The sequence below is a fragment of the Streptomyces sp. NRRL WC-3549 genome, from assembly GCF_000721935.1.
Lineage (GTDB): Bacteria > Actinomycetota > Actinomycetes > Streptomycetales > Streptomycetaceae > Streptomyces.
Map to the genome: position 1 here is coordinate 28,547 of NZ_KL585383.1, position 25,751 is coordinate 54,297.

Consider the following 25,751-nt stretch of genomic DNA (forward strand, 5'->3'; position numbering starts at 1 on the left):
GGCAGGTAGCGGTCCTGGGCCAGGATCGAGCCGAGCAGCGGGAAGCCGTTGTACGCCGTGTTGGCGGCCAGGAAGAGCACGAGGGCGGTGGCGGCGGCCAGCAGGACGAAGAAGAACGTGCCGTCGCCGAAGACCGCGGCGGCGACCTGGGAGATCACCGGGTCCTGGACGAAGCCCGCGCCGACCGGGGTCCCGTCGTGGATGAGGTCCCTGGCCGGGTTCGACGCCATCTTCACGTCGGTGGCCATGGCGAGGGCGATGATCCCGCAGAACATGGTGACGGCCAGCAGGCCCATCGCCGCGAGCGTGGTCGCCGCGTTCCTGCTCTTGGGCTTGCGGAAGGCGGGGACGCCGTTGCTGATCGCCTCGACGCCGGTGAGCGCGGCGCAGCCGGAGGAGAACGCCCGCAGCAGCAGGAAGACGAGGGCGAAACCGGCCAGCCCCTGGTGCTCGGCCCTGACCTCGAACTCCGAGGTCGGCGCGTGCATGGTGTCCCCGAGGACCAGCCCCCGGAACGCCCCCCACAGGAGCATGGCGAAGACACCCGCCACGAACAGGTACGTCGGGATGGCGAAGAGCTTCCCGGACTCCTTGACCCCGCGCAGGTTCATCAGTGTCAGCAGCACGATGGCGCCGACGGCGCACAGCACCTTGTGCTCCACGACGAACGGGATGGCGGAGCCGAGGTTCTCCACACCGGAGGAGATCGACACGGCGACCGTGAGGACGTAGTCGACGAGGAGGGCGCTGGCGACGGTCAGGCCGGCCTTCGGGCCGAGGTTGGTCGTGGCGACCTCGTAGTCGCCGCCCCCGCTCGGGTAGGCGTGCACGTTCTGCCGGTAGGAGGCGACGACCGTGAACATGAGCACCACGACGGCCACCGCGATCCACGGGCTGAAGCGGTATGCCGACACGCCCGCGACGGACAGCACGAGGAGGACTTCTCCTGGTGCGTACGCCACCGAGGACAGCGGGTCGGACGCGAACACGGGGAGGGCGATGCGCTTGGGGAGAAGCGTCTCCCCCAGCCGGTCGCTGCGCAGCGCCTGGCCGATCAGGATCCGTTTCGGCACGTCGGTCAGTTTGGACACGCTGAGGATCGTAAGCGGTGTGGGAAGGGCCGGATGGGCCACCACCCCCTCCTGGCCCGAAAAACCTTCATAATTACCCGCCGTTCCCCCGGAAGTCCATGGAATCCTTAACGGAATTTTTGCGGACCGGCGAGCGCGGAGCCCCGCGTGCCCCGGACCGGGGGGCGGACGGGCGGCCCGCCGCCGCCCGTCGTGAAGCACTCGGGGAGGGCGGTTCCGGCGCCCGGGACACGGCGTACGCCTACGCGGATGAGGTGGCGGCCACCCGGCCGCTTAAGCTCGTGCCCGGCGACGGTCGAAGGCGGTTGCCCCGTTGTTTTGCCCCGCAAGCGGAGAAAGAAGTGTGAGCAGGGTGTTTTCGCAGGTCATCCGGACGACCAGGACGGCGAGGTAGGCGCGAGGTGCACATCGTCATCATGGGCTGCGGGCGTGTCGGAGCCGCTCTCGCGCAGACCCTGGAGGAGCAGGGCCACACGGTCGCCGTGATCGACCAGGACCCGACGGCCTTCCGCCGGCTCGGTTCGGGCTTCGGCGGCCGGCGGGTCAGCGGGGTCGGTTTCGACCAGGACACCCTGCGCGAGGCGGGCATCGAGGAGGCCGGGGCGTTCGCCGCGGTCAGCAGCGGCGACAACTCCAACATCATCGCGGCCCGGGTGGCCCGCGAGATGTTCGGCATCGAGAACGTCGCGGCCCGGATCTACGACCCCCGTCGCGCCGAGGTCTACCAGCGGCTCGGCATCCCCACGGTCGCCACCGTCCGCTGGACGGCGGACCAGATGCTGCGGCGGCGGCTCCCCTCGGGGTGTGCAGCTCGCCGAGGTGCACACCACACCGTCCTGGATCGGCCACAAGATCAGCACGCTGCAGGAGCAGACGGGCGTCCGCGTCGCGTTCCTGACCCGGCTGGGCGAGGCCATACTGCCGACGTCGCAGACGGTGCTGCAGGAGGGCGACCTGGTCCACGTGATGATGCGTACGGACGAGGTCGCGAAGGTCGAGGAGGCCTTCGCCGAAGGTCCTGAGGAGGGCGGTCACTGATGCGCGTGTCGATTGCCGGGGCGGGTGCGGTGGGCCGTTCCATCGCCGCCGAGCTCCTGGAGAACGGGCACGAGGTGCTGCTCATCGACAAGGCGCCCACCGCCATCTCGGTGGAGCGGGTACCGATGGCCGAGTGGCTGCTCGCGGACGCCTGTGAGATCACCTCGCTCGACGAGGCGGCGCTCCAGCGGTGCAACGTCGTGATCGCGGCGACCGGTGACGACAAGGTCAACCTGGTCGTCTCGCTGCTCGCCAAGACGGAGTACGGCGTTCCGCGGGTCGTCGCCCGGGTCAACAACCCGAAGAACGAGTGGCTGTTCAACGAGTCCTGGGGGGTGGACGTCGCGGTCTCCACGCCGCGCCTGATGTCCGCCCTGGTCGAGGAGGCGGTGAGCGTCGGTGATCTGGTCCGGCTGCTGCGCTTCAGCCACGGCGACGCCAACCTGGTGGAGCTCACGCTGCCCCCGGAGTCGGCGCTGGCCGGCACCCTGGTCGGCGACGTGGCCTGGCCGGAGGACACCTCGCTCGTCACCATCATCCGTGGCACGCGCGTCCTGACGCCGAGCCCCGAGGAGACCCTGGAGGCCGGTGACGAGCTGCTGTTCGTCGCCGCCCAGGCGCGCGAGGAACAGCTGGAGGACCTGCTGTCGGTCCGCCGGGAGCCGTCCGGCGACTGAACGGCCCGCCCGCCCCGCGGGCCCGTGGCGTACGTACGGCACGAGGGGCCCGGACCGTGATCCCACGGTCCGGGCCCCTCGTCCGTGCGTACGCGGGCGGGTCAGCCCTCGTAGCCGCGGGCCTCGGCAGGCGCGGCTGCGGCGGCCTTGCGGGCCTTCTCGGCCTCCTCCTCCGCCTCCATCTCGGCGAAGACGTCGATGGGCGGCGGCGCCTTGGTGAGGAAGACCCAGGTCAGGTACACGGCGAGCAGGAACGGCGGGATCTTGAGGGCGACCAGGACCCAGCCGAGCTGGGTGGTGTCGGCCCACCAGTACAGCGGGAAGAGGATCGCGCACTTGGCGAGGAGGATGAGCCCCCAGGCGTAACTGGCCTTGGCGTACGCCTTCTTGCGGCCGGGGTTCCTGGTGCGCCAGGAGAGGTTCTCCTTGAACACCGGGCCGAGGATCAGCCCGATCAGCGGCACCCCGGCGAGGGTGGTGACCAGGTAGGCGAGCGCCAGGCCGAGCGTGTAGAGCATGCCCGGGAGGTAGAAGTCCTTGGCGTTGCCCGTCATCTTCGCGAAGACCACACCGAAGGCCACCCCGAAGACGCCGCTGAAGGCGTGCTTGACGGTGTCCCGCCGGATCAGGCGTACGACGACGAGGACCAGCGACATGGCCAGGGCCGCGATCGCCGAGACGTGCAGGCTCTTGTTGATGGTGAAGATCGTGACGAAGAGCAGCCCGGGAAGGACTGTCTCCACCATGCCGCGCACGCCGCCGAAGGCATCGAAGAGCGCCGCCTCGGTGACCGCCTTCGCCTCGGCGGTCTGCTGGTCGGTGCGGTGGGGCTGGTCCGTGTCGGACGTCGGCTTGTCGAGGGACGTCACCGGCTACTCCTTGCCGAACGGTCGGAGTTCGTATGTGGGGTTGAACAGCACCCGGCGCCCGTGACTCACGGCGATGCGGCCCGAGACGATGAGTTTGCGGCCCGGCTCGATGCCGACGATGGAGCGCCGTCCCAGCCAGACCACGTCGAGCGGCGCGGTGCCGTCGAAGAGCTCCGCCTCCAGGGCGGGCACTCCGGCCCGCGGGCGCAGGGTGACCGTCCGCAAGGTACCAGTCACCTTGACGATCTGGCGGTCCGTGCATTCGGAGATACGCGTGCAGCCCGAAGCGTGCGTGTCCTCGCGCAGCTCCTCGGACTCCAGGTCCTCCTGGGAGCTGGAGAGCCGGTCGAGCATGCGGCGGAAGCGGCCGGACGGCCTCTCCGCCCTGCCTGACTTCTCGGAACGGGGAACAGCGCTCATACCCGAAGGGTACCGGTCGTACGGGGTGCGGGCGGGCCACCGGGACGTCACCCGCACGGAGGACCCGCGAGGGCCCGGGAAGCAGCGGGAAGTACCGCGCCTCGGCGCCGGCCGGCCCGTCAGCCCCGCTCGAAGCGGTACCCCATGCCGGGCTCGGTCACGAAGTGCCGGGGGTGCGAGGGGTCCGCCTCCAGCTTGCGGCGGAGCTGGGCCATGTAGACCCGCAGGTAGTTGGTCTCGGTGCCGTACGAAGGCCCCCAGACCTCCTGGAGCAGCTGCTTCTGGCTGACGAGCCGGCCGCCGTTGCGGACGAGTACCTCCAGCAGGTGCCACTCGGTGGGTGTGAGCCGTACGTCACGGCCCTGCCGGTTCACCTTCTTCGCCGCCAGGTCGACGGTGAAGCCCTCGGTCTCCACGACCACCAGGTCGTCGGCGCCGTCCTGGCCGACCGGTTCGGCCCGGCGGACGGCGGCGCGCAGCCTGGCCAGCAGTTCGTCCATGCCGAACGGCTTGGTGACGTAGTCGTCGGCCCCGGCGTCCAGGGCCTCGACCTTCTCGTCGGAGGTGTGCCGGGCGGACAGGACGAGGATCGGGACCCTGGTCCAGCCGCGCAGCCCCCTGATCACCTCGACGCCGTCCATGTCCGGCAGCCCCAGGTCCAGGACGACGACGTCGGGATGGCGCGTGGCGGCGAGCTGCAGGGCGGTGGCCCCGTCGGGCGCCGCGTCCACCTCGTAACGGCGCGCCTTCAGGTTGATCACGAGGGCGCGTACTATCTGCGGCTCGTCGTCGACCACAAGCACCCTGGTCATCACGGTCCTGCCTTTCCGGAGAATTCTGTGCGGGGTGGTGCCGCGTCCCGGGCCCTCACGGGCCTCACGGGGCGGCCGGTGGCGGGGCCCCGGGACCGTCGCGCACCCGGCCGGGCACCGCCTTGAGCGTGAGGACCATGGTGAGACCGCCCCCGGGGGTGTCCTCGGCGCCCAGGGTGCCGCCCATGGACTCCGTGAAGCCCCGGGAGACGGCGAGCCCGAGGCCCACGCCCGCGCCGCGCGGGGCGTCCCCGTACCGCTGGAAGGGCTCGAAGATGCGGTCCTTGGCCTCGTCGGGCACGCCCCGGCCGCGGTCGGCGACCCGTAGTTCGACCCGTTCGCCCAGCGCGCTGGCGGCGACGGTGACCCGGGAGCCGTCGGGGCTGTACTTGACGGCGTTCTCGACGACGTTGGCGACGGCCCGTTCCAGGAGCCCCGGGTCCACGGCGACCATGGGCAGCGTCTCCGGTATGTCCAGCTCGACGCTGCCCTCCGGTACGCCTCCGAGTGCCATGGGTACGACCTCGTCGAGGTCGATCTCCCTGATCAGCGGGGTGACCGTGCCGGTCTGCAGCCGGGACATGTCGAGCAGGTTGCCGACCAGGTGGTCCAGCCGGTCGGCGCCGTCCTCGATGCCGGCCAGGAACTCCGCCTCGTCCTCCTGGGACCAGGCCACGTCGTCGGAGCGCAGGGAGCTGACCGCGGCCTTGATGGCGGCGAGCGGGGTGCGCAGGTCGTGGCTGACGGCGGCGAGCAGCGCGGTCCTGATCCGGTTGCCCTCGGCGAGCCGCCGGGCCGTCTCGGCCTCGTCCACCAGGCGCTGGCGGTCCAGCACGACGGCGGCCTGTGCGGCGAACGCGCCGAGCACCCGGCGGTCCTCGGCGGGCAGCACCCGGCCGGAGAGCGCCAGCGCCATGTGGTCACCGACCGGCATGTCCACGTCCGCGTCGTCGGGCCGGGCCACCGGTGCGGGGCCCACGGACCCGGCACGGGTCCAGGGTTCGACCTCGCTCTGCCGCTCCAGCAGGGCGACGGACTCCATGCCGAAGGTCTCGCGCACCCGGTCCAGCAGGGCGCCCAGGGCCGTCTCGCCGCGCAGCACGCTGCCGGCCAGGGCGGAGAGGATCTCCGACTCGGCGCGCAGCCGGGCGGCCTGGTGGGTGCGTCTGGCCGCCAGGTCCACCACGGAGGCGACCGCGACCGCCACCGCGAAGAAGATCACGATGGCGACGAAGTTCTCCGGGTCCTGCACGGTCAGGGTGTGGGTGGGCGGGGTGAACCAGTAGTTCAGGAGCAGGGAGCCGACGGCGGCGGAGGCCAGCGCCGGGGCCAGGCCGCCGAGGAGGGCCGCGGCGACGGTCATGAAGAGGAAGAGCAGGACGTCGTTGGCGAGGCCCGGGCCGTTCTCCAGGCCGCGCAGGCCCAGCGCGAGCAGGGCGGGGCCGCCGACGCCGACCGTCCAGCCCCACAGGATCCGGGTGCGGCCGAGCCGGGCGCCCCTGGCTATGGGCAGCCCGCGGCCCTTGGCGACGGCTTCGTGGGTGACGATGTGGACGTCGAGGTCGGGGCCGGACTCACGGGCCACGGTGGCGCCGACGCCGGGGCCGTAGATGTACTGCCAGGCCTTGCGGCGGCTGGAGCCGAGGACGATCTGGGTGGCGTTGACCCCGCGGGCGAAGGCGAGGAGCGCGGAGGGGATGTCGTCGCCGATGACGTGGTGGAAGGTGCCGCCGAGGTCCTCGACGAGGGTGCGCTGGCCCGCGAGTTCCTTGGGCGAGGCGGAGGTCAGTCCGTCGCTGCGGGCGATGTAGACGGCCATGATCTCGCTGCCGGAGCCCTTGGCGGCCATCCTGGAGGCCCGGCGGATGAGCGTGCGGCCCTCGGGACCGCCGGTCAGCCCGACGACGATGCGTTCACGGGCCTGCCAGGGGGTGCTGATGTCGTGCTCGCCGCGGTACTGCTGGAGGTACTCGTCGACCCGGTCGGCGACCCAGAGGAGGGCGAGCTCGCGCAGGGCGGTGAGGTTGCCGGGGCGGAAGTAGTTGGACAGGGCCGCGTCGACCTGGTCGGGCTGGTAGATGTTGCCGTGGGCCATGCGCCGGCGCAGTGCCTGGGGCGACATGTCGACCAGCTCGATCTGGTCGGCCCGGCGGGCGATCTCGTCGGGGACCGTCTCCTGCTGCCGTACGCCGGTTATCGACTCGACGACGTCCCCGAGGGACTCCAGGTGCTGGATGTTGACGGTCGAGATGACGTCGATCCCGGCCCGCAGCAGTTCCTCGACGTCCTGCCAGCGCTTGGCGTTGCGGGACCCGGGCACGTTGGTGTGGGCGAGTTCGTCGACGAGGGCGACGGCGGGTGCGCGCTCCAGGACGGCGTCGACGTCCATCTCGGAGAAGACCGCCGAGCGGTGCTCGATCTCACGGCGGCGTATCTGCTCCAGCCCGTGCAGCAGGACCTCGGTGCGGGGCCGGTCGTGGTGTTCGACGAACGCGACGACGCAGTCCGTGCCCCGCTCCACCCGGCGGTGGGCCTCGGACAGCATCGCGTACGTCTTGCCGACGCCGGGTGCCGCACCCAGGTAGATCCGAAGCTTGCCGCGTGCCATGGCCCCATTGTCTTCTTCCGAGCCGGCCGCCGCCGATACGGGGGCCCTGGTCGAAGCTACCCCGGTGGGGTGCGGGGCCCCGGCCCTGGGCGGGGCGCGGGGGTCCGTATTGACGGGATTCTGACGCGGGCGGGCCGACCACGCCGGCGTCCGGCTTGCGGGGCGGGCTCGGCCCTGTCCGCCGGTGACGCGGGCGGCCGGCTCAGCCGTGTTCGACGATGTGCCCGTCGCCGAGCTCCAGCACCCGGTCGGCGAACCCGAGCAGCTGGGGGTCGTGGGTGGCGACCAGCGCGGTGACGCCCTCGCTGCGCACCACGGCCCGCAGCAGCTCCATGACGGCGAGGCCGGTCTCCGCGTCGAGCTGGCCGGTGGGTTCGTCGGCGATCAGCAGCGAAGGGCGGTTGGCGAGGGCGCGGGCGATGGCGACGCGCTGCTGCTGGCCGCCGGAGAGCTCACCGGGCCTCTGCTGGGTGTGGTCGCCGAGGCCGACCAGCGAGAGGAGCAGCGCGACCCGTTCCTCACGCTCGCGCGGGTCGGCCTTGCGCAGGCGCAGGGGTATGCCGACGTTCTCCGCCGCGGTCAGGATGGGGATCAGGCCGAACGACTGGAAGATGAAGCCGATGCGGTCCCGGCGCAGTTCCAGCAGGCCGTCCTCGCCGAGGCCGGTGATGTCGGTGCCGGCGACGGTGATCCGGCCGCGGTCGGCGGTGTCGAGGCCGCCGACCAGGTTGAGCAGGGTCGTCTTGCCGGAGCCGGAGCGGCCCTTGAGCGCGACGAGTTCGCCGCGCGGGATCTCGAAGGACACCCCGCGCAGGGCGTGCACGGCGGCCGCCCCGGTCCCGTAGGAGCGGTGCAGGTCCTCGACCTGGATCATGGGCCCGCCGTCGGGGCTCTCGACCAGTGCGGTGCCGCTCTGTCCGCCGGTGTGCTGTGTCATCGCTCTCCCCCGTGCGTGCGCTGCCGTACGCACCGCTGTGTCGCCGCCGTGCGCACCCGCTCCGCGCGCGTACCGCTTCCCGGCCGCGGCCAGTATGTGCGGGAGGGGTGCGGCGGGGCAATGGCCCCCGGGGCGGAGAGCGGGGTGTACGGGCCCGGCCGGCCCGTACACCCGTGCGGGGTCAGGGTGCGGCGGCCCCCTCCACGAGCTCCCTCAGCGCGGTGTTGAGCGCGAGCACGTCGACCCGGGGCTCCCCCACGAAGCCGAGGGTGCGGCCCTCGGTGTGGTCCTGGACCAGCTTCTCGACCCGCGCCACCGGCAGGTCGTTGCGCGCGGCGACACGGCGGGCCTGGAGCTGGGCGTAGGCCGGCGAGATGTGCGGGTCGAGGCCGGACGCGGAGGAGGTCACGGCGTCGGCCGGCACGTCGGCCGGGTCGACCGGGTGGCCGGGGACGGAGTTGTCCCGTACGACGGCGGCCTTCGCCTCGGTGACCCGGCGGATCAGCTCCGCGTTGTCCCCGGACCGGTTGGTCGCGCCGGAGAGGATCAGCTCGTACCGGGTGTTGACGCTGTTGGTGCCCAGGCCGTTCGAGGGACGCGGCTGGAACCACGTGAGGTCGGGCTCCGGGGTCTCCTGTCCGTCCTTCGCCGGCAGGTCGTAACGCTGGCCTATGAGGCGCGAGCCGACGACCTCGCCGTCGACGGTGACTTCGGAACCGTTGGCCTTGCCGGGGAAGAGCGCCTGGGCGGCGCCGGTGACGGCGAGCGGGTAGAGCACCCCGCACAGGACGGTCAGGACGAGCAGGGCGCGGAGTCCCGCTCCGAGCAGCCGGGCGGTGGTGCCCGCGGACGTGTTCATGGTCTTCTTCACGCTCCGGTTCAGCGCAGTCCTGGGACGAGGGAGAGACCCAGGTCGATGAGTTTGATGCCGGCGAACGGGGCGACGAGTCCGCCGAGCCCGTAGACGGCGAGGTTGCGCCGCAGCATCCGGTCGGCCCCGGCCGGCCGGTAGCGGACGCCCTTCAGCGCGAGCGGTACCAGCGCGACGATGATGAGGGCGTTGAAGATCACCGCCGAGAGGATCGCGGTACGCGGCGAGGACAGGTCCATGATGTTGAGCTTGTCCAGGCCCGGGTACACGGCGGCGAACATCGCGGGGATGATCGCGAAGTACTTCGCGACGTCGTTGGCGATGGAGAACGTGGTCAGGGCGCCCCGGGTGATCAGCAGCTGTTTGCCGATGGCGACGATCTCGATGAGCTTGGTGGGGTCGGAGTCCAGGTCCACCATGTTCCCGGCCTCCTTGGCGGCCGAGGTGCCGGTGTTCATGGCGACGCCGACGTCCGCCTGGGCGAGGGCGGGGGCGTCGTTGGTGCCGTCCCCGGTCATCGCGACGAGTCTGCCGCCGGCCTGCTCCCGTTTGATGAGGGCCATCTTGTCCTCGGGCGTGGCCTCGGCGAGGAAGTCGTCGATCCCCGCCTCCTCGGCGATCGCCTTCGCGGTCAGCGGGTTGTCCCCGGTGATCATGACGGTGCGGATGCCCATGCGCCGCAGCTCGGCGAACCGTTCCCGCATCCCGGGTTTGACGACGTCCTTGAGGTGGACCGCACCGAGCACCCGGGTGCCCCGGGTGTCCTGGACGGCCACCAGCAGGGGCGTGCCGCCCGCCTTCGCGATCAGGCCCGTGAGCACCTCGGCGTCCGCCGGCACGGAGCCGCCCTGCCCGGTGACCCAGGCCAGGACGGAACCGGCCGCCCCCTTGCGTACCCGGCGGCCGGCGACGTCTACCCCGGACATCCGGGTCCGGGCGGTGAACGCCACCCACTCGGCGCCGGACAGCTCCCCTTCGTCGCATGTGCGCGGGCCGTGGCCCTCATCGGCCAGCGCCACGATCGAACGGCCCTCGGGCGTCTCGTCGGCCAGGGACGAGAGCCGGGCGGCGGCGGCGAGCTCGGCCTCCGTGACGCCCTTGACGGGCAGGAACTCGGCTGCCTGCCGGTTGCCCAGGGTGATGGTGCCCGTCTTATCGAGCAGCAGCGTGGAGACGTCGCCCGCCGCCTCCACGGCCCGGCCCGACATGGCGAGCACGTTGCGCTGCACGAGCCGGTCCATGCCGGCGATCCCGATCGCGGAGAGAAGGGCGCCGATGGTCGTCGGGATGAGGCAGACCAGCAGGGCCGCCAGCACGGTCACCGACTGCTCCTGGCCCGCGTACACCGCGAACGGCTGGAGGGACACGACCGCGAGCAGGAAGACGACGGTGAGCGACGCGAGGAGGATGCCGAGCGCGGTCTCGTTGGGCGTCTTCTGCCGGGCGGCCCCCTCGACCAGGCCGATCATCCGGTCGATGAACGTCTCGCCCGGCCTGGTGGTGATCTTGACGACGATCCGGTCGGAGAGCACCTTCGTACCGCCGGTGACGGCGCTCCGGTCGCCGCCCGACTCCCGGATCACCGGGGCGGACTCCCCGGTGATCGCCGATTCGTCGACGCTCGCCACCCCCTCGACGACGTCGCCGTCGCCCGGGACGAGGTCGCCGGCCTCGCAGACCACCAGGTCGCCGACGCGCAGTTCGCTGCCGGGCACGCGTTCCTCGTTCGGGCCGACGACGCGGCGTGCGACGGCACCGGTCCGCGCCCTGCGCAGGCTGTCCGCCTGGGCCTTGCCGCGGCCCTCGGCCACGGCCTCGGCGAGGTTGGCGAAGACGGTGGTCAGCCAGAGCCAGCCGGTGATCGCCCAGCCGAACCAGTCCGTCGGGTCGAGGGCGGCCAGCACCGTGGTGAGCGCGGACCCGATGAGCACCACGAACATCACCGGGGACCTGACCATGGCCCTGGGGTCGAGTTTGCGCAGCGCGTCGGGGAGGGACCTGACCAGTTGCGCGGGGTCGAACAGGCCCCCGGCGGGCCGGCCGCCGCCCGGCCGGCCCCGGCCGGCGGTCGTCCCCTGGTGCGGTCGGGGTGCGTCGGTGGCGACGGGCATGGGGTCCTCCTGCTTCGAGGGCTTCGAAGGCTTCGACGGGGCGGTCATGACGCCAGCCCTTCCGCCAGCGGCCCGAGCGCGAGTGCGGGGAAGTAGGTCAGGCCGGTGACGACCAGGACGGTGGCGAGCAGCAGCCCGCTGAAGAGCGGTCGGTGCGTCCCGAGGGTCCCGGTGGTCGCGGGTACGGGGCTCTGCCGGGCGAGCGATCCGGCCAGCGCGAGGACGAACACCATCGGCAGGAGGCGGCCCAGCAGCATCGCGATGCCGATGGTGGTGTTGAACCACTGGGTGTCCGCGTTCAGGCCGGCGAAGGCGGAGCCGTTGTTGTTGGCGCCGGATGTGTAGGCGTAGAGGATCTCGGAGAAGCCGTGCGCCCCGGTGTTCGTCATGGAGTCGGGCGGGGTGGGCAGGGCCATCGCCGCGGCGGTGAAGCAGAGCACCAGGGCGGGGGTGATCAGGATGTAGCAGGCCGCGAACTTGATCTCGCGGATGCCGATCTTCTTCCCGAGGTACTCGGGCGTACGGCCCACCATCAGCCCCGCGACGAACACGGCGACGACCGCCGTGATCAGCATGCCGTAGAGACCGGAGCCGACGCCGCCGGGCGCGATCTCCCCGAGCTGCATGCCCAGCATGGTGATGCCGCCGCCGAGACCCGTGTACGAGGAGTGGAAGGAGTTGACCGCGCCGGTCGACGTCAGTGTGGTGGCGACCGCGAAGATCGACGATCCGGCGATGCCGAACCGGGTCTCCTTGCCCTCCATCGCCCCGCCCGCGATCTCGAACGCCGGCCCGTGGTGGCTGAACTCGGTCCACATCATCAGGGCGGTGAAGCCCAGCCAGACGGTGGCCATCGTCGCCAGGACCGCGTACCCCTGCTTCAGGGAGCCCACCATCCGTCCGAACGTCCTGGTCATCGCGGAGGGGATGAGGAGGATCAGGAAGACCTCGAAGAGGTTGGACAGCCCGCTGGGGTTCTCGAAGGGGTGGGAGGAGTTGGCGTTGAAGTAGCCGCCGCCGTTCGTGCCCAGCTCCTTGATGACCTCCTGGGAGGCGACCGCGCCTCCGTTCCACTGCCGGCCGCCACCGCCGAACTGTCCGACCTCGTGGATGCCGGAGAAGTTCTGGATGACGCCGGTGGCGACCAGGACGAGCGCGCCGACGACGGAGACCGGAAGCAGGATCCGCACGGTGCCGCGCACCAGATCGCACCAGAAGTTGCCGAGCTCGCCCGTGCGGGCCCTGGAGAAGCCCCGTACGAGGGCCACCGCGACGGCCATGCCGACCGCGGCCGAGACGAAGTTCTGCACCGCGAGGCCGCCGGTCTGCACGACGTGGCCCATGGCCTGCTCGCCGTAGTACGACTGCCAGTTGGTGTTGGCGACGAAGGAGGCCGCCGTGTTGAACGCCTGGTCGGGGTCGATCCCGACGAAGCCGAGCGACCCGGGCAGCACGCCCTGGATCCGCTGCAGGAGGTACAGGAAGAGCACGCCCACCGCGGAGAACGCGAGGACGGCGCGCAGATAGGCGGGCCACCGCATCTCGGTGGCGGGATCGGCGCCGACGGCCCGGTAGATCCACCGCTCGACCCGCAGGTGCTTCGTCGAGGAGTAGACCCGGGCCATGTGGTCACCGAGCGGACGGTAGGCCAGTGCCAGCGCCGCGACGAGCGCGAGCAGCTGGAGTGCACCGGCGAGGACGGGGCTCATGGGGTGCTCAGAACCTCTCCGGGAAGAGGAGGGCGAGGACCAGGTGGCCCAGCAGGGCGACGGCCACGACGAGGCCGGTGATGTTCTCGGCGGTCACAGCTTGGCCACCCCCTGGGCGACGAGGGCCACCAGCGCGAACACCGCGATCGTGGTGATGACGAAGGCCACGTCGGCCATCGTGTGCTCCTGAGTGAGGTCGGATCGGGACCTCATGAGCAAACCCCCGCCGCCAGGCCCGCTCAGCCCGCCTTGACGGCTTCCGTACGCCCCGGGGCCACCCCTTGACGCCGCCCGTACGCACTCCGTACACGCTTCTGACGTGCCCCGCCTCCGGGACGCCGGACGGGCCGTGCGGGGCGGTGCTGCACCGCGGCGGCCCCGCCCGCCCCGCCCACGGGCCGGGCACCTCGTCCGCTCACGCAGAAGGCCGGTGGGCCGCGCCCCTCGCGGGGTCGCGGCCCACCGGCCTTCGTACGGACGGCTCAGCGCACCTCGGTGATCTCCGGACCGCGCTGGAGCTGGCCCATGCCGCCGGAGAACTTGGAGCCGGCCTGGTCCTCCTGCTGCACGCCCTCGGGCACCATCTGGGCGTCGTTGGGGAGCTTGAGGACGATCGGGTCGCGCGGGGCCATCGGGCCTTCGCCACGGACGACCACGGTGTCCCGGAAGACCGTTTCCAGCAGCCCCGCCGCGGCGGGCTGCACCGCGCCCTGGCCGGAGATCACACCGCGCAGGAACCAGCGCGGCCCGTCGACGCCGACGAAGCGCACCAGCTGGACGCCGTTCGTGCCGTCCGGCAGCTGTACGGGGACCTGGGCGCGCAGTTCCCAGCCGAGCGGGCCCTCGACCTCGTCGATGATCCCGCCCTGCTGGGTGATGCCCGAGGCGATCTCCTCGCGCACCTCGCCCCAGATGCCCTCCTTCTTGGGGGCGGCGAAGGCCTGGAGCTGGATCGCGCTGTCCCGCAGCACGACGGTGGCCGCGACGATCGCATCGCCGGCGACCTCGACCCGCAGCTCCATGCCTTCGACGCCGGGCACGAAGATGCCGCCCAGGTCCACACGGCCCTCGCCGGGCTCGGTCACCTCGGAGAGGTCCCACGGCCCGTCCGGCCGGGGGGCCGGCGGAAGGTTCGTCCGGCGGCGGCCTTCACCGGCCGCGTCGGAGTCGTCGAGCTCGTCGACGACCTGCTCGGCCTCGCGCGTCTCGTCCGCCGACTCCTTGGCGGAACCACTGTTCTTGCGACGTCCGAACACGTCACTGTCCTTCCCGGTCGGATACGACCGAAGCGTAGCTGTTCCCACCCTGGGTGTTGTCGCCCCTGACGCCGTCCACGGCGGCATGACCGCCGGTGGACCCGAAGCCTCCCTCGGCCCTCGCCGAACCGGGGAGTTCCGCCACCTCGTGGAAGCGGACCTTCTCGACCTGCTGGACGACCAGTTGGGCAATCCGGTCGAACCGCTCGAACCGCACGCTCTCGCGGGGATCGAGGTTGACCAGGATCACCTTGATCTCCCCACGGTACCCGGCGTCAACCGTCCCCGGGGCATTCGCCAAGGCCACTCCGCAACGGGCCGCGAGGCCCGAGCGGGGGTGGACGAAGGCCGCGTAGCCGTCGGGGAGGGCGATCGAGACCCCGGTGGGGAGCACCGTCCGCTCGCCCGGGGCGAGCTCGGCGGCCTCGGTGGTCACCAGGTCGGCCCCGGCGTCGCCCGGGTGCCCGTAGGCGGGGAGCGGCACGTCCGGGTCGACCCGGCGGATGAGTACGTCGACGGCCGGGCGCGTCACGGGTTCACCTCGAAGGCACGGGCACGCCGGACGGTGTCCGGGTCGGACATGGCCGCGTCGATCTCCTCGGGCCGGCCGTTCTCGATGAAGTGGTCCATCTCGACCTTGATGAACAGGGCCTGGGCGCGGACCGCGACGGGGCCGTCGGGGCCGCCGGTCCGGCCGGTCGCACGGCAGTAGATCTTGCGCTTGTGGACGGCCGTGACCTCGGCGTCCAGGAAGAGCACCGTGTCCACCGGCACCGGCCGGAGGTAGTCCGTCTCCAGCCGCCCGGTCACCGCGATGACGCGCAGCAGCCAGCTCAGGGCACCGAGCGTCTCGTCCAGTGCCGTGGCCAGTACACCGCCGTGTGCGAGGCCGGGAGCGCCCTGGTGGGCGGGGGTCACGGTGAACTCCGCGGTGACGCTCACCCCCTCGCCCGCGCGGGCCTCCAGGTGCAGGCCGTGCGGCTGCGCACTCCCGCAACCGAAACAGTGTTCGTAGTGCGAACCGAGGGGCTCGCCGGGCTGCGGAGCGCCGGGGTGCCGGACCGGTTTCACCGCGTCCGCGGGGGGTGTCAGGCCTTCAGATGTTCCACTCACAGGCGCAGACCTTACCCGCGCGGCCGTGTACGGGTGGCTCCGTGCCAAGCTTGGATCCATGCAGCCTTCCGCATCGCCTTTCGACGAACGCCTCACCGCCCCCCGCTCGTGGTGGCTCATCGCCTTCCTGATCGGCGTCGCCTGCGCGCTGATGTTCCTGCCGCTGGGAACCCTGCCGATGCTGGGCGGGCTGGCCGGCGGGGCGGTGCTGTCCGCCATGGCCGTGAGCAGCTACGGCTCGGTGCGCATCCGGGTCGTGGCGGACACCCTCGTCGCGGGAGACGCCCGGATCCCGCTCTCGGCGCTCGGCGACGCCGAGGTGCTGGAGCCGGAGGAGGCCCGCGCCTGGCGTACGTACAAGGCGGACACCCGCGCGTTCATGCTGCTGCGGAGCTACGTGCCGACGGCGGTGCGGGTGAAGGTCACGGACCCGGCCGATCCGACGCCGTACCTCTATCTGTCGACCCGGGAGCCACAGGCCCTGGTGGCGGCGCTCGCGGCCGTACCCGCCTGACCCGGCCCGGCCCCTCAGACGTCCGGGTCGTCGAGCCCCTCGGGCAGTTCCTCCGCGGGGACCTCCGGCTGCTCCAGAGGGGGCAGCTCCGCGAGACGGTCCCAGGAGATCCGGTCGCGCCGCAGGTCGTTCCTGACCCGGTCGGCGAGCTTCCGGGTGTCCCGGCGGTTCATCAGTGCGCCGACCGTGGCCCCGATCAGGAACGGGATCAGGTTCGGTACGTCGCGCACCATGCGCTTGGTGATCTGCCGGCGCAGCTCGCGCTTCATCTGCCCGCCCAGCGCCGCGTCGAGCGTGGTGGGACGGGACACGTCGATGCCGCGCTCCTGGGTCCAGGACGTCAGGTAAGCGGTGCTCCGCTGGGCGATGTTGCCCGGTGGGCGCCGGCCGTAGACCTCGTGGAGCTCGGCGACGAGCTTCATCTCGACGGCTGCCACACCGGTGACCTCGGCGGCGAGCTCGGCCGGCATGGCGGGTGGTACGGGCATCATGGCGGCCGCACCGATGCCCGCGCCGACGGCGGCGGTGGCGTTGCACGCCCCCGCGACGAGTTTGTCGGCGAGCTCTTCGGGGCCGAGCCCGGGGAACTGTCCGCGCAGGGTCTCCAGGTCCCGCACGGGGATCCTGGGCGCCGTGTCGATGATCCGGTCGGCCAGCCGGCCCGCCACCGCCCGGGCGCTCTCGCCTCCCTTGAGGGCGCTTCGCCCCAGGCCGCGCAACCGGCCGGGCCGGTCCCCGGTCCCGTCGGGGCCCTGTCGTGCGGGCGTCCGTGACGGATCCGCGGCCCGGACGGCTTCGAGCGAGGCCGGACGGCCTCGCTCGTCGTCGGATGTGCCGGGGGAGGCGGACAGGGCGGCCGGATGCTCGGCAGACGCGCGGGCGCCTTCTGCCGGGCCGGTGCCGCCCTGATGTGCCTCCGACGACTTCGTGCGCCGCAGGCGCCGCTTCCGGAACGGTGTGTCGCCTGCCACGGCCGACCGGACTCAGTCGCAGTCGCGGCAGATGGGCTGGCCGTTCTTCTCGCGTGCCAGCTGGCTGCGGTGGTGTACGAGGAAGCAGCTCATGCAGGTGAACTCATCGGCCTGCTTGGGCAGCACCCGTACGGCGAGCTCCTCGTTGGACAGGTCCGCTCCGGGGAGCTCCAGTCCTTCCGCCGCGTCGAATTCGTCGACGTCGACGGCGGACGCCGTCTTGTCGCTCCGACGGGCCTTGAGCTCCTCAAGGCTGTCCTGATCGACGTCGTCGTCGGTCTTCCTTGGGGTGTCGTAATCCGTTGCCATGTCGCTCTCCCCCTCATGGGTGTCTGCGGTGTCTCAGCGCACGTAACGCGTGAGAGGCCGGACTTGTGCCCGACCTGAGGCGGAGATTTTGCCTCACATCAAGGTCTGTTACTCAATCGACACCCAACCGGATCCCTCGGTGGCGATCAGCTTGGGTGGCGATGGGGACCGTACACGGTCCCGTTGCTGCACTTCACGGGCGCCACCCCGTGTACTTCCCGTGATATCACCCCCTGAAAACCCGGACTTTTCCCGGCATCCCGGGAGAGTTGTGGTCACAGAGAGTGGATAGTCTGGAATTCGCCCCTGTGATCGATCACACAGGTGCATGCCGGGGGGAAGGGTTCGAAATTCCGCCCAAAGCGAACAGGCCGATCCAATGCCACGTCACGCGGCGAAGCATCTCAGACCGGAAGCGTGACACGCATCACGAGACCACCGCCCTCGCGGGGCTCCGCGATGATACGGCCCCCGTGCGCCCGTGCGACGGACCGGGCGATCGACAGGCCGAGCCCGACCCCCTTGTCGCTGCCCGTGCGCTCGGTCCGCAGCCGGCGGAACGGCTCGAAGAGGTTGTCGATCTCGTAGGCGGGCACCACGGGGCCCGTGTTCGAGACCGTCAGCAGCGCCTGTCCCGGCTGCGGCTCGGTGGTGACCTCCACCCAGCCGCCCTCGGCCACGTTGTAGCGCACGGCGTTCTGGACGAGGTTCAGCGCGATCCGCTCCAGCAGGACGCCGTTGCCCTGGACGACCGCGGAGGTCCGCCCGCCACGGATCTCCACGCCCTTCGCCGCCGCCTCCGCCCGGGCCTGGTCGATGGCGCGGTCCGCGACCTCGGCGAGGTCGACCGGCTTCCGCTCGACGATCTGGTTCTCGCTGCGTGCCAGCAGCAGCAGACCTTCGACCAGCTGCTCGCTGCGCTCGTTGGTGGCGAGCAGGGTCCGGCCCAGCTGGTGGAGCTCCGGCGGGGCCTCCGGGTCGGAGAGGTGGACCTCCAGGAGGGTGCGGTTGATCGCGAGGGGCGTGCGCAGTTCGTGCGAGGCGTTGCCCACGAACCGCTGCTGGGCCGTGAAGGCCCGCTCCAGGCGGTCCAGCATCTCGTCGAAGGTGTCCGCGAGCTCCTTCAGCTCGTCGTCCGGGCCGTCCAGCTCGATCCGGCGGCTCAGGTCCGTGCCGACCACCCGGCGGGCGGTACGGGTGATCCGGCCGAGCGGCGACAGGACGCGGCCGGCCATGGCGTACCCGAAGGCGAAGGCGATGACGCTGAGGCCCACCAGGGCCAGCAGCGAGCGGTTCAGCAGGCTGTCCAGGGCGTGCTGCCGCTGGGCGGCGGTGCAGGTCTTGATCGCCTCGTTGAGCTGGCTGTTGTTCAGGGCGGAGCCGAGCTGCGGACAGACGTCGCTGGTGATCTGGACGTTCGTGCCGCGGACCTCGAAGGCCAGGCCGCCCGCGTCGTTCAGCGCCTGCGCGGCCAGCATGTAGATGATCGAGAGCAGCAGGATGCCCGCGATCAGGAACATGCCGCCGTACAGCAGCGTGAGCCGTATCCGGATCGTCGGCCGCAGCCACGGGTAGGGGGAGTCCTCCGGCTTGGGGTCCCAGGTCGGTTTCGGGGGCGCCTTCAGCGGCGCCGGTGAGGCGGACACGGGCGCTCAGATCCGGTATCCGGAGCCGGGGACGGTGACGATGACCGGGGGCTCACCGAGCTTGCGGCGCAGTGTCATGACCGTCACCCTCACGACGTTGGTGAAGGGGTCGGTGTTCTCGTCCCAGGCCTTCTCCAGCAGCTGCTCGGCGGAGACGACCGCCCCCTCGCTGCGCATCAGGACCTCCAGGACCGCGAACTCCTTCGGGGCGAGCTGGATCTCCTGTTCGCCCCGGAAGACCTCGCGGCGGTTCGGGTCGAGCCTGATCCCCGCGCGCTCCAGGACGGGCGGCAGCGCGACGGTGGTCCGCCGGCCCAGGGCCCGGACCCGGGCGGTGAGCTCGCTGAAGGCGAAGGGCTTGGGGAGGTAGTCGTCCGCGCCGAGCTCCAGGCCCTCCACCCGGTCGCTGACGTCGGCGGACGCGGTCAGCATGAGCACCCGGGTGGGCATGCCCAGCTCGACGATGCGCCGGCAGACGTCGTCGCCGTGCACCAGTGGGAGGTCCCGGTCCAGGACGACGACGTCGTAGTCGTTGACCCCCACCCGTTCCAGGGCCGCGGCTCCGTCGTAGACGACGTCCACGGCCATGGCCTCCCGGCGCAGTCCGGTGGCCACCGCATCGGCGAGCAGTTGCTCGTCCTCGACGACGAGTACGCGCACGGCGCAGTCCTTCCCTAGATCTTCGGCACATACGTCGAGCGGCCTGGTCACGGCCGCTCGCTGCACGTCAGCGGCACCGACTGTGCGCGTCCATCCTGCCCGTAACGCGCATAAACCGGCGGTAAGACGACGCGGCCCCGGTGGCGGCCCCCGGGAATTCGTCGGATTCACGGGCCAGTTGAGGTTTCCCCGGGGTCGGCTCCGGGGAGGACGAATGCACACCCGCGATCACGCCCTGCTTGTGGCGTACCACAGCCCGCTCTGTTTCCAGAGGACTGCGTGATCACCCGCACCCCGGCGACTGCCGGAAAACCCCGGGCACACCCCCGTGCCACCGACCCACGACGAGGGGGCGCTACATGGACGCTTTCACCGCAGGCCTGCTGCAACGGATCAAGACCACCGAGTCCGACCTCACGAGGGCTCGCGAGACGGGCGACGACTTCCTCGCGGACGTCGAGCAGAGCGAGCTGGACGATCTGCGCCGTCTGGCCGCCGAGCACGGCGTCGAGATCGGCGCCACCAGCGTCTGAGCCATGACGAGAGGGCCCGGGGACGCCGTCACAGGCGCCCGTGGGCCCTCTCGTCGTGTCAGGGCGCCCCGGGAGCGCCGAGGGCTTCCCGGGGCGGCGTACGGGCGCGCACGCGTCAGTCGTGCCAGGCTCCCAGCTCCTCCAGCAGGGCCTGGAGCGGCTCGAAGACCCCGGGGGTCGCGGCGACGGTCAGGTCCCCGTCCGGGCGCAGCCCGGGACGGCCGCCGGTGAGCGCGCCGGCCTCCCGGGCGATCAGGTCACCGGCGGCCAGGTCCCAGGGGTGCAGGCCCCGCTCGAAGTAGCCGTCGAGCCGGCCCGCGGCCACGTCGCAGAGGTCGACGGCGGGAGGTCGACGGCGGCCGATCCCCCGCGTCGGATGTCGCGCAGCCGCGGGATCAGCCGGCGCGCCACCTCGGCCTGGTGGGTGCGCACCTCGGTGACGTAGTTGAAGCCGGTCGAGACGAGTGCCTGGTCCAGCGGGGCGGTGGGGCGGCAGCGCAGGGCCTCGCCGTTCAGGTAGGCGCCGGAGCCGAGGACCGCGTGGAAGGTCTCGCGGCGCATGGGGGCCTCGACCACGCCCACCACCCGCTCGCCGTCGCGCTCGGCGGCGATGGACACGGCCCAGGTCGGCAGGCCGTAGAGGTAGTTCACCGTGCCGTCGAGCGGGTCGATGACCCACCGGACACCGCTGGTGCCCTCGGCGCTGGCGCCCTCCTCGCCGAGGAAGCCGTCGGCGGGGCGGCGGTCCATGAGGAAGCCGGTGATCAGCTTCTCGGCGCCGATGTCCATCTCGGTGACGACGTCGATGGGGCTGGACTTCGTCGCCGCCACGCCCAGGTCCGCGGGGCGTCCGTCGCGCAGCAGGGCTCCGGCGCGGCGGGCGGCCTCCAGGGCCAGGTCGAGCAGTTCGGTCAGGAAGGGGTCGGTCACAACGCTCCCGGGGTCGGGTCCCGCCGGGCCGACGCGCCCGGGGGAGGGTTCGGAGCCTCTCAGGCGTACGGGCTGTCCGCGCCGGCCGCGGCCGGCTTCGGCGCCCGCGCCGGGCAGCAGCCGACGGGGCACAGGTCGTGGGAGGGGCCCAGCTCGCCGAGCGCGCACCGCTGGACCGAACATCCCCGCTCCGCCTCCGCGCGTTCCAGGAGGAGCTCGCGGACGGCCGCCGCGAACCGGGGGTCGGCGCCGACGGTCGCGGACCGGCGCACGGGCAGGCCGAGCTCGGCGGCCTTGGCCGTGGCCTCCGTGTCCAGGTCGTACAGGACCTCCATGTGGTCGGAGACGAACCCGATGGGGACCATCACCGCCCCGGGGACCCCCTCGCCGTGGAGGGTCTCCAGGTGGTCGCAGATGTCGGGCTCCAGCCACGGGATGTGCGGGGCGCCGCTGCGCGACTGGTAGACCAGCTGCCACGGGTAGGTGATCCCGGTCTCCTCGCGTACCGCCTCGACGACGACGCGGGCCACGTCCAGGTGCTCGGCGACGTACGAACCGCCGTCGCCGTGCGTCTCCACGGGGCCGGAGGTGTCGGCCGCGGAGGTCGGGATGGAGTGCGTGGTGAACGCGAGGTGCGCGCCCGCCCGGACCTCCTCGGGCAGATCGGCGAGCGAGGCCAGCACCCCGTCCACCACGGGGCGTACGAACCCGGGGTGGTTGAAGTAGTGCCGCAACTTGTCCACGCGCGGCACGGGCAGCCCCTCGGCCTCCAGCTCGGCCAGCGACCGGGCGAGGTCCTCGCGGTACTGCCGGCACCCGGAGTACGAGGCGTAGGCACTGGTGGCGAGCACGGCGATCCGGCGGCGCCCGTCGGCGACCATCTCGCGCAGGGTGTCGGTGAGGTACGGGGCCCAGTTGCGGTTGCCCCAGTACACCGGCAGGTCGAGCCCGTGTCCGGCGAAGTCCTCGCGCAGGGTGCCGAGGAGGGCCCGGTTCTGCGCGTTGATCGGGCTGACGCCGCCGAACAGGAAGTAGTGCTTGCCGACCTCCTTCAGCCGTTCCTCGGGGATACCGCGGCCGCGGGTCACGTTCGCCAGGAACGGGACCACGTCGTCCGGGCCTTCGGGGCCGCCGAAGGAGAGCAGCAGCAGGGCGTCGTAGGGAGCGGGGTCACGCAGATCGGACATGCCCCCGATCCTGCCACCCGCCTCGGACAGTGCGGCAACCGACATCCGCCCGTCCGCCGGACGCGGGCCACGCCGTAAGCTGTCTCGGCCGTCTTCACACCTGACAAGGCCTCCCGGAGTCCCTCGTGCCCAGCCCCTACCGCGCCGTCTTCACCGCACCGGGGACCCGGGCCTTCTCCGCCGCCGGGTTCCTCGGACGGATGCCGCTGTCCATGATGGGCATCGGCGTCGTCACGATGGTGTCGCAGATCACCGGGCGGTACGGTCTTGCGGGCGCGCTCTCCGCGACGCTCGCCATGGCGGCGGCCGTGATGGGCCCCCAGGTGTCCCGGATGGTGGACCGGTACGGGCAGCGCCGGGTGCTGCGCCCGGTGACCCTGGTGGCGGTCACCGCCGTCGCGGGGCTGCTGGTCTGCGCGCAGCAGGGGCTGCCCGAGTGGACGCTGTTCGTCTTCGCGGTGGGCGCCGGGTGCGTCCCGAGCATGGGCTCGATGGTCCGCGCCCGGTGGGCGGAGATCTACCGGGGTACCGGGCGGCAGCTGCACATCGCGTACGCCTGGGAGTCGATCGTCGACGAGGTGTGCTTCATCGTCGGTCCGATCGTCTCCATCGGGCTCTCCACCGCCTGGTTCCCGGAGGCCGGCCCGCTGCTGGCCGCCGTGTTCCTGGTGACCGGCGTCTTCTGGCTCACCTCCCAGCGGGCCACCGAGCCCCGGCCGCTCCCGGAGGAGCAGCACACCGCCGGCTCGGCGCTGCGCTCCCCGGGGCTGCGGGTCCTGGTGGCGACCTTCGTCGCCACGGGCGCGATCTTCGGCGCGGTGGACGTGGTGACGGTGGCCTTCGCCGAGGAGCGCGGCCACAAGGCTGCGGCCAGTCTCGTGCTGGCCGTCTACGCCCTGGGGTCGTGTCTCGCGGGGGCCGTCTTCGGCGTGCTCCACCTCAAGGGGAAGCCGTCCTCCAGGTGGCTGCTGGGGGTCTGCGCGATGGCCGTGAGTATGATCCCCCTCCAACTGGCCGGGAGTCTGCCGTTCCTGGCCGTGGCGCTCTTTGCCGCGGGCCTCGCCATCGCACCGACGATGGTCACCACCATGGCCCTCGTCGAACAGCACGTACCGCGTACCCGGCTGACCGAGGGCATGACCTGGACCAGCACCGGGCTGGCGGTCGGGGTGGCGCTCGGCTCCTCCGCCGCGGGCTGGGTGGTGGACGCCTCGGGGCCGCGGGCGGGGTATGTGGTGCCCGCGGTGGCGGGAGCGCTCGCGGCCGCGGTGGCGTTCCTGGGGTACCGCCGGCTCGTGGAGCCGGAACCGACGGGAGGGCGCGGGGAAGATGACCGAGACCTACGCAACTGCGACGAGCACATGGCGTAACTGGGCGGGCAACGTCACCGCCCGGCCGGTACGGGCCGTGGCCCCCGCCTCCGTGGCGGAGCTGGCCGAGGTGCTCCGGAAGGCGGCCGGGGACGGCCTGCGGGTCAAGCCGGCCGGCACCGGGCACTCGTTCACGGCCGCGGCCGCCACGGACGGCGTCCTCATACGCCCGGACCTGCTCACCGGTGTCCGGGAGATCGACCGCGCCGCCATGACCGTGACGGTCGAGGCCGGCACCCCGCTGAGGCACCTCAACACCACGCTCGCCCGTGCGGGGCTCTCCCTCACCAACATGGGCGACATCATGGACCAGACGGTCGCCGGGGCCGCCTCCACCGGCACCCACGGCACCGGCCGCGACTCGGCGTCGATCGCGGCACAGATCCGCGCGCTGGAGCTGGTGACCGCGGACGGCACGGTGCTGCACTGCTCGCCGGACGAGCACGCCGACGTCTTCGCCGCCGCCCGGATCGGGCTCGGGGCCCTCGGCGTGGTCACCGCGATCACCTTCGCGGTGGAGCCGGTCTTCCTGCTGACGGCCCGTGAGGAGCCCATGCCCTTCGACCGGGTCACGGCCGAGTTCGACCAGCTGGTCGCCGAGAACGAACACTTCGAGTTCTACTGGTTCCCGCACACCGGCAACTGCAACACCAAGCGCAACAACCGCAGCGCCGGCCCGGCGGCTCCCCCCGGCCGGATCAGCGGCTGGATCGAGGACGAGTTCCTCTCCAACGGGGTCTTCCAGGTCGCCTGTTCCGTCGGCCGCGCCCTGCCCCGCACCATTCCGGCGATCGCCGGGATCTCCAGCCGCGCGCTGTCGGCACGGACCTACACGGACATCCCCTACAAGGTCTTCACCAGCCCCCGGCGGGTGCGCTTCGTCGAGATGGAGTACGCCGTGCCGCGCGAGGCCGCCGTCGAGGCGCTGCGCGAGGTGCGGGCCATGGTCGACCGCTCGCCGCTGCGGATCAGCTTCCCCGTCGAGGTGCGGACGGCACCCGCGGACGACATCGCGCTCTCGACGGCCTCAGGCCGGGAGAGCGCGTACATCGCGGTCCACATGTACCGGGGCACGCCGTACCAGGCGTACTTCACGGCGGTCGAGCGGATCATGACGGGCTTCGGCGGCCGACCGCACTGGGGCAAGATCCACACCCGGGACGCCGCCTACCTGTCCGAGGCCTATCCCCGGTTCGGCGAGTTCACGGCCGTACGCGACCGGCTCGACCCGGACCGGCTGTTCGGCAACGACTACCTCCGGCGCGTCCTGGGCGACTGACCCCGGAAGCCGGGGGCCCCGGGGCGGCGCGCCCCCGGGGTGCGGTCACCGGCCGGTGTCCGCCTGACCGGTGGGTCCGTTCTCACCCTCCGGGGCGTCACCCGTCGCGGTCGGTTCCGGGGCGGCCGGGGTGGTGTTCTCCGGGGCCGTGGGGCCGGTCGGTGCCGGTGCCGTGCTCCCGCCGGTGGCGGAGGGCGTCGGGTCCGGCCGGGCCGGTGACGTACCGCCGGTTCCGGTGCCGGGCGTGGAGCCGCTGTCCTCGCCCGGGTCCGTCGCGGGTGCGGACGAGCTGCCGCCGCCCGGCTCCCGGTCCCCGGTGTCGCCGTCGCGCCCCGGGTCCGTGCCGGTCGTGGGGGCCGGGTCGGTCGTCGCCGGGCCGTGGCCGCCGCGCACCACGGAGCCGACGGTCGTGCCGCCGCCACCGCTGAGGTCGTCACCGGAGACCACTTCGTACACCGTGATGCCGCCCATCGCCACGGCGAAGACGGCGGTGGCCGCGAGCGCCGAGCGCTTCCAGCCGCGGACCCGGGTGCCGTGGGTCCGGCCGTCCGAGTACGCGTCGCCGGACGTCTCGGCCCGGCCGAACAGCTGGGTCCGCTCCGGATCGTTCACGGCCCGCGGCGTGTGTTCTGCCGGGTCGACGGCACCGAGCAGCTGCGTGCGTTCCGGGTCGACCGTCCCGAGCAGCTGCGTACGCTCCGGGTCCACCGTCCCGAGCAGCCGCGTACGCTCCGGGTCGACGGTGTTGAGCATCCGGGTGCGTTCCGGGTCGTCGTCGTCGGCCGGCCGCGGGCGGCCGGGACCGGGGAGCGCCGCGGGCGTGTCCGCCGGCGTGTCACC

At 72.1% G+C, this 25,751-nt stretch carries 24 protein-coding genes and 2 pseudogenes; 6 read left to right on the forward strand and 20 right to left on the reverse strand.

What is annotated here, in order from left to right:
• On the reverse strand, window positions 1-1,091 hold a 1,091-nt coding region (locus IH13_RS0102290; RefSeq protein WP_031080586.1), incomplete at its 3' end, for an APC family permease.
• Between the two features lie 401 nt (window positions 1,092-1,492).
• On the opposite strand from IH13_RS0102290, the pseudogene IH13_RS36550 reads away from it, so the two are divergent.
• Window positions 1,493-2,129: pseudogene (locus IH13_RS36550) on the forward strand (potassium channel family protein).
• Window positions 2,129-2,806 (forward strand): potassium channel family protein, encoded by a 678-nt coding sequence (locus IH13_RS0102300; RefSeq protein ID WP_031080587.1) that lies wholly within the window; start codon window positions 2,129-2,131, stop codon window positions 2,804-2,806. The pseudogene IH13_RS36550 and the gene IH13_RS0102300 overlap by 1 nt, the downstream one beginning before the upstream one ends.
• A gap of 101 nt (window positions 2,807-2,907) precedes the next feature.
• On the opposite strand, the gene IH13_RS0102305 is transcribed toward IH13_RS0102300, so the two are convergent.
• The 12 genes from IH13_RS0102305 to IH13_RS0102365 all read right to left on the reverse strand — a co-directional run bounded on the left by IH13_RS0102305 (window position 2,908) and on the right by IH13_RS0102365 (window position 15,512).
• Complete coding sequence (locus tag IH13_RS0102305) at window positions 2,908-3,675, reverse strand: DUF3159 domain-containing protein (RefSeq protein ID WP_031080588.1); 768 nt, start codon at window positions 3,673-3,675, stop codon at window positions 2,908-2,910.
• Window positions 3,676-3,678: 3 nt separating this feature from the next.
• Window positions 3,679-4,095, reverse strand: coding sequence for an OB-fold nucleic acid binding domain-containing protein (locus tag IH13_RS0102310; RefSeq protein WP_082317496.1), 417 nt, complete (start codon window positions 4,093-4,095; stop codon window positions 3,679-3,681).
• 119 nt (window positions 4,096-4,214) lie between these two features.
• A complete protein-coding gene (locus IH13_RS0102315) occupies window positions 4,215-4,907 on the reverse strand; it encodes a response regulator (protein ID WP_031080590.1) in 693 nt (230 codons plus the stop codon).
• Window positions 4,908-4,971: 64 nt separating this feature from the next.
• A complete protein-coding gene (locus tag IH13_RS0102320; RefSeq protein WP_031080591.1) occupies window positions 4,972-7,515 on the reverse strand; it encodes a sensor histidine kinase in 2,544 nt (847 codons plus the stop codon).
• 202 nt (window positions 7,516-7,717) lie between these two features.
• Window positions 7,718-8,452 carry an ABC transporter ATP-binding protein gene (locus IH13_RS0102325; protein WP_031080593.1) on the reverse strand — a complete coding sequence of 245 codons (735 nt, stop codon included), beginning with the start codon at window positions 8,450-8,452 and terminating at the stop codon, window positions 7,718-7,720.
• Window positions 8,453-8,633: 181 nt separating this feature from the next.
• Window positions 8,634-9,311, reverse strand: coding sequence for a potassium-transporting ATPase subunit C (locus IH13_RS0102330; protein ID WP_031080594.1), 678 nt, complete (start codon window positions 9,309-9,311; stop codon window positions 8,634-8,636).
• A 20-nt stretch (window positions 9,312-9,331) separates the two neighbouring features.
• The gene (gene kdpB / locus IH13_RS0102335) at window positions 9,332-11,434 is read right to left on the reverse strand and encodes a potassium-transporting ATPase subunit KdpB (protein ID WP_234433195.1); all 2,103 of its coding nucleotides are present in this window, start codon (window positions 11,432-11,434) and stop codon (window positions 9,332-9,334) included.
• A gap of 44 nt (window positions 11,435-11,478) precedes the next feature.
• Entirely contained in the window at window positions 11,479-13,143 is a 1,665-nt protein-coding gene (gene kdpA, locus IH13_RS0102340; protein ID WP_031080597.1) for a potassium-transporting ATPase subunit KdpA, read from the reverse strand.
• 7 nt (window positions 13,144-13,150) lie between these two features.
• Window positions 13,151-13,240: a K(+)-transporting ATPase subunit F gene (gene kdpF / locus IH13_RS40050; RefSeq protein ID WP_037840670.1), complete on the reverse strand. Its 90-nt coding sequence runs from the start codon at window positions 13,238-13,240 to the stop codon at window positions 13,151-13,153.
• A 385-nt stretch (window positions 13,241-13,625) separates the two neighbouring features.
• The gene (locus IH13_RS0102355; RefSeq protein ID WP_031080599.1) at window positions 13,626-14,399 is read right to left on the reverse strand and encodes a DUF3710 domain-containing protein; all 774 of its coding nucleotides are present in this window, start codon (window positions 14,397-14,399) and stop codon (window positions 13,626-13,628) included.
• Between the two features lies 1 nt (window position 14,400).
• On the reverse strand, window positions 14,401-14,931 hold the full coding sequence (dut, locus tag IH13_RS0102360) for a dUTP diphosphatase (protein WP_031080600.1): 531 nt from the start codon (window positions 14,929-14,931) through the stop codon (window positions 14,401-14,403).
• A complete protein-coding gene (locus IH13_RS0102365) occupies window positions 14,928-15,512 on the reverse strand; it encodes a PaaI family thioesterase (protein ID WP_031080602.1) in 585 nt (194 codons plus the stop codon). The genes dut and IH13_RS0102365 overlap by 4 nt, the downstream gene beginning before the upstream one ends.
• Window positions 15,513-15,570: 58 nt before the next feature.
• On the opposite strand from IH13_RS0102365, the gene IH13_RS0102370 reads away from it, so the two are divergent.
• The gene (locus tag IH13_RS0102370) at window positions 15,571-16,026 is read left to right on the forward strand and encodes a DUF3093 domain-containing protein (RefSeq protein WP_031080604.1); all 456 of its coding nucleotides are present in this window, start codon (window positions 15,571-15,573) and stop codon (window positions 16,024-16,026) included.
• A 14-nt stretch (window positions 16,027-16,040) separates the two neighbouring features.
• Here the strand turns inward: IH13_RS0102370 and IH13_RS0102375 are convergent, their stop codons facing one another.
• From IH13_RS0102375 to IH13_RS0102390, 4 genes are all read right to left on the reverse strand, one after another.
• Window positions 16,041-16,997, reverse strand: coding sequence for a hypothetical protein (locus IH13_RS0102375; protein ID WP_031080606.1), 957 nt, complete (start codon window positions 16,995-16,997; stop codon window positions 16,041-16,043).
• Window positions 16,998-17,009: 12 nt separating this feature from the next.
• Window positions 17,010-17,306 carry a DUF4193 domain-containing protein gene (locus IH13_RS0102380; protein ID WP_003965732.1) on the reverse strand — a complete coding sequence of 99 codons (297 nt, stop codon included), beginning with the start codon at window positions 17,304-17,306 and terminating at the stop codon, window positions 17,010-17,012.
• Between the two features lie 404 nt (window positions 17,307-17,710).
• The gene (locus tag IH13_RS0102385; RefSeq protein WP_031080608.1) at window positions 17,711-18,952 is read right to left on the reverse strand and encodes a sensor histidine kinase; all 1,242 of its coding nucleotides are present in this window, start codon (window positions 18,950-18,952) and stop codon (window positions 17,711-17,713) included.
• Window positions 18,953-18,958: 6 nt separating this feature from the next.
• A complete protein-coding gene (locus IH13_RS0102390; RefSeq protein WP_031080609.1) occupies window positions 18,959-19,612 on the reverse strand; it encodes a response regulator transcription factor in 654 nt (217 codons plus the stop codon).
• A 359-nt stretch (window positions 19,613-19,971) separates the two neighbouring features.
• On the opposite strand from IH13_RS0102390, the gene IH13_RS43825 reads away from it, so the two are divergent.
• Window positions 19,972-20,145 carry a hypothetical protein gene (locus IH13_RS43825; RefSeq protein WP_014048796.1) on the forward strand — a complete coding sequence of 58 codons (174 nt, stop codon included), beginning with the start codon at window positions 19,972-19,974 and terminating at the stop codon, window positions 20,143-20,145.
• Window positions 20,146-20,260: 115 nt separating this feature from the next.
• Here IH13_RS43825 and IH13_RS36560 read toward each other — a convergent pair.
• Window positions 20,261-21,075: pseudogene (locus tag IH13_RS36560) on the reverse strand (inositol monophosphatase family protein).
• Window positions 21,076-21,134: 59 nt separating this feature from the next.
• Window positions 21,135-22,262 carry a ferrochelatase gene (locus IH13_RS0102405; protein ID WP_031080611.1) on the reverse strand — a complete coding sequence of 376 codons (1,128 nt, stop codon included), beginning with the start codon at window positions 22,260-22,262 and terminating at the stop codon, window positions 21,135-21,137.
• Between the two features lie 125 nt (window positions 22,263-22,387).
• Here IH13_RS0102405 and IH13_RS0102410 point away from each other — a divergent pair, with 125 nt between their 5' ends.
• The gene (locus tag IH13_RS0102410) at window positions 22,388-23,632 is read left to right on the forward strand and encodes an MFS transporter (RefSeq protein WP_031080614.1); all 1,245 of its coding nucleotides are present in this window, start codon (window positions 22,388-22,390) and stop codon (window positions 23,630-23,632) included.
• Window positions 23,592-24,911 (forward strand): D-arabinono-1,4-lactone oxidase, encoded by a 1,320-nt coding sequence (locus tag IH13_RS0102415; protein WP_031080616.1) that lies wholly within the window; start codon window positions 23,592-23,594, stop codon window positions 24,909-24,911. The genes IH13_RS0102410 and IH13_RS0102415 overlap by 41 nt, the downstream gene beginning before the upstream one ends.
• A 45-nt stretch (window positions 24,912-24,956) precedes the next feature.
• Here the strand turns inward: IH13_RS0102415 and IH13_RS0102420 are convergent.
• A partial coding sequence (locus tag IH13_RS0102420) for a hypothetical protein (protein ID WP_031080618.1) occupies window positions 24,957-25,751 on the reverse strand: 795 nt, incomplete at its 5' end.

Coding starts and splice junctions, on each gene's coding strand:
- IH13_RS0102300 (WP_031080587.1), top strand. CDS start 2,129: ATGCGCGTGTCGATTGCCGGGGCGGGTGCGGTGGGCCGTTCCATCGCC.
- IH13_RS0102310 (WP_082317496.1), bottom strand. CDS start 4,095: ATGAGCGCTGTTCCCCGTTCCGAGAAGTCAGGCAGGGCGGAGAGGCCG.
- kdpB (WP_234433195.1), bottom strand. CDS start 11,434: ATGCCCGTCGCCACCGACGCACCCCGACCGCACCAGGGGACGACCGCC.
- IH13_RS43825 (WP_014048796.1), top strand. CDS start 19,972: ATGGACGCTTTCACCGCAGGCCTGCTGCAACGGATCAAGACCACCGAG.
- IH13_RS0102315 (WP_031080590.1), bottom strand. CDS start 4,907: ATGACCAGGGTGCTTGTGGTCGACGACGAGCCGCAGATAGTACGCGCC.
- IH13_RS0102415 (WP_031080616.1), top strand. CDS start 23,592: ATGACCGAGACCTACGCAACTGCGACGAGCACATGGCGTAACTGGGCG.
- IH13_RS0102330 (WP_031080594.1), bottom strand. CDS start 9,311: ATGAACACGTCCGCGGGCACCACCGCCCGGCTGCTCGGAGCGGGACTC.
- IH13_RS0102370 (WP_031080604.1), top strand. CDS start 15,571: ATGCAGCCTTCCGCATCGCCTTTCGACGAACGCCTCACCGCCCCCCGC.
- IH13_RS0102325 (WP_031080593.1), bottom strand. CDS start 8,452: ATGACACAGCACACCGGCGGACAGAGCGGCACCGCACTGGTCGAGAGC.
- IH13_RS0102380 (WP_003965732.1), bottom strand. CDS start 17,306: ATGGCAACGGATTACGACACCCCAAGGAAGACCGACGACGACGTCGAT.
- kdpA (WP_031080597.1), bottom strand. CDS start 13,143: ATGAGCCCCGTCCTCGCCGGTGCACTCCAGCTGCTCGCGCTCGTCGCG.
- IH13_RS0102320 (WP_031080591.1), bottom strand. CDS start 7,515: ATGGCACGCGGCAAGCTTCGGATCTACCTGGGTGCGGCACCCGGCGTC.
- IH13_RS0102405 (WP_031080611.1), bottom strand. CDS start 22,262: ATGTCCGATCTGCGTGACCCCGCTCCCTACGACGCCCTGCTGCTGCTC.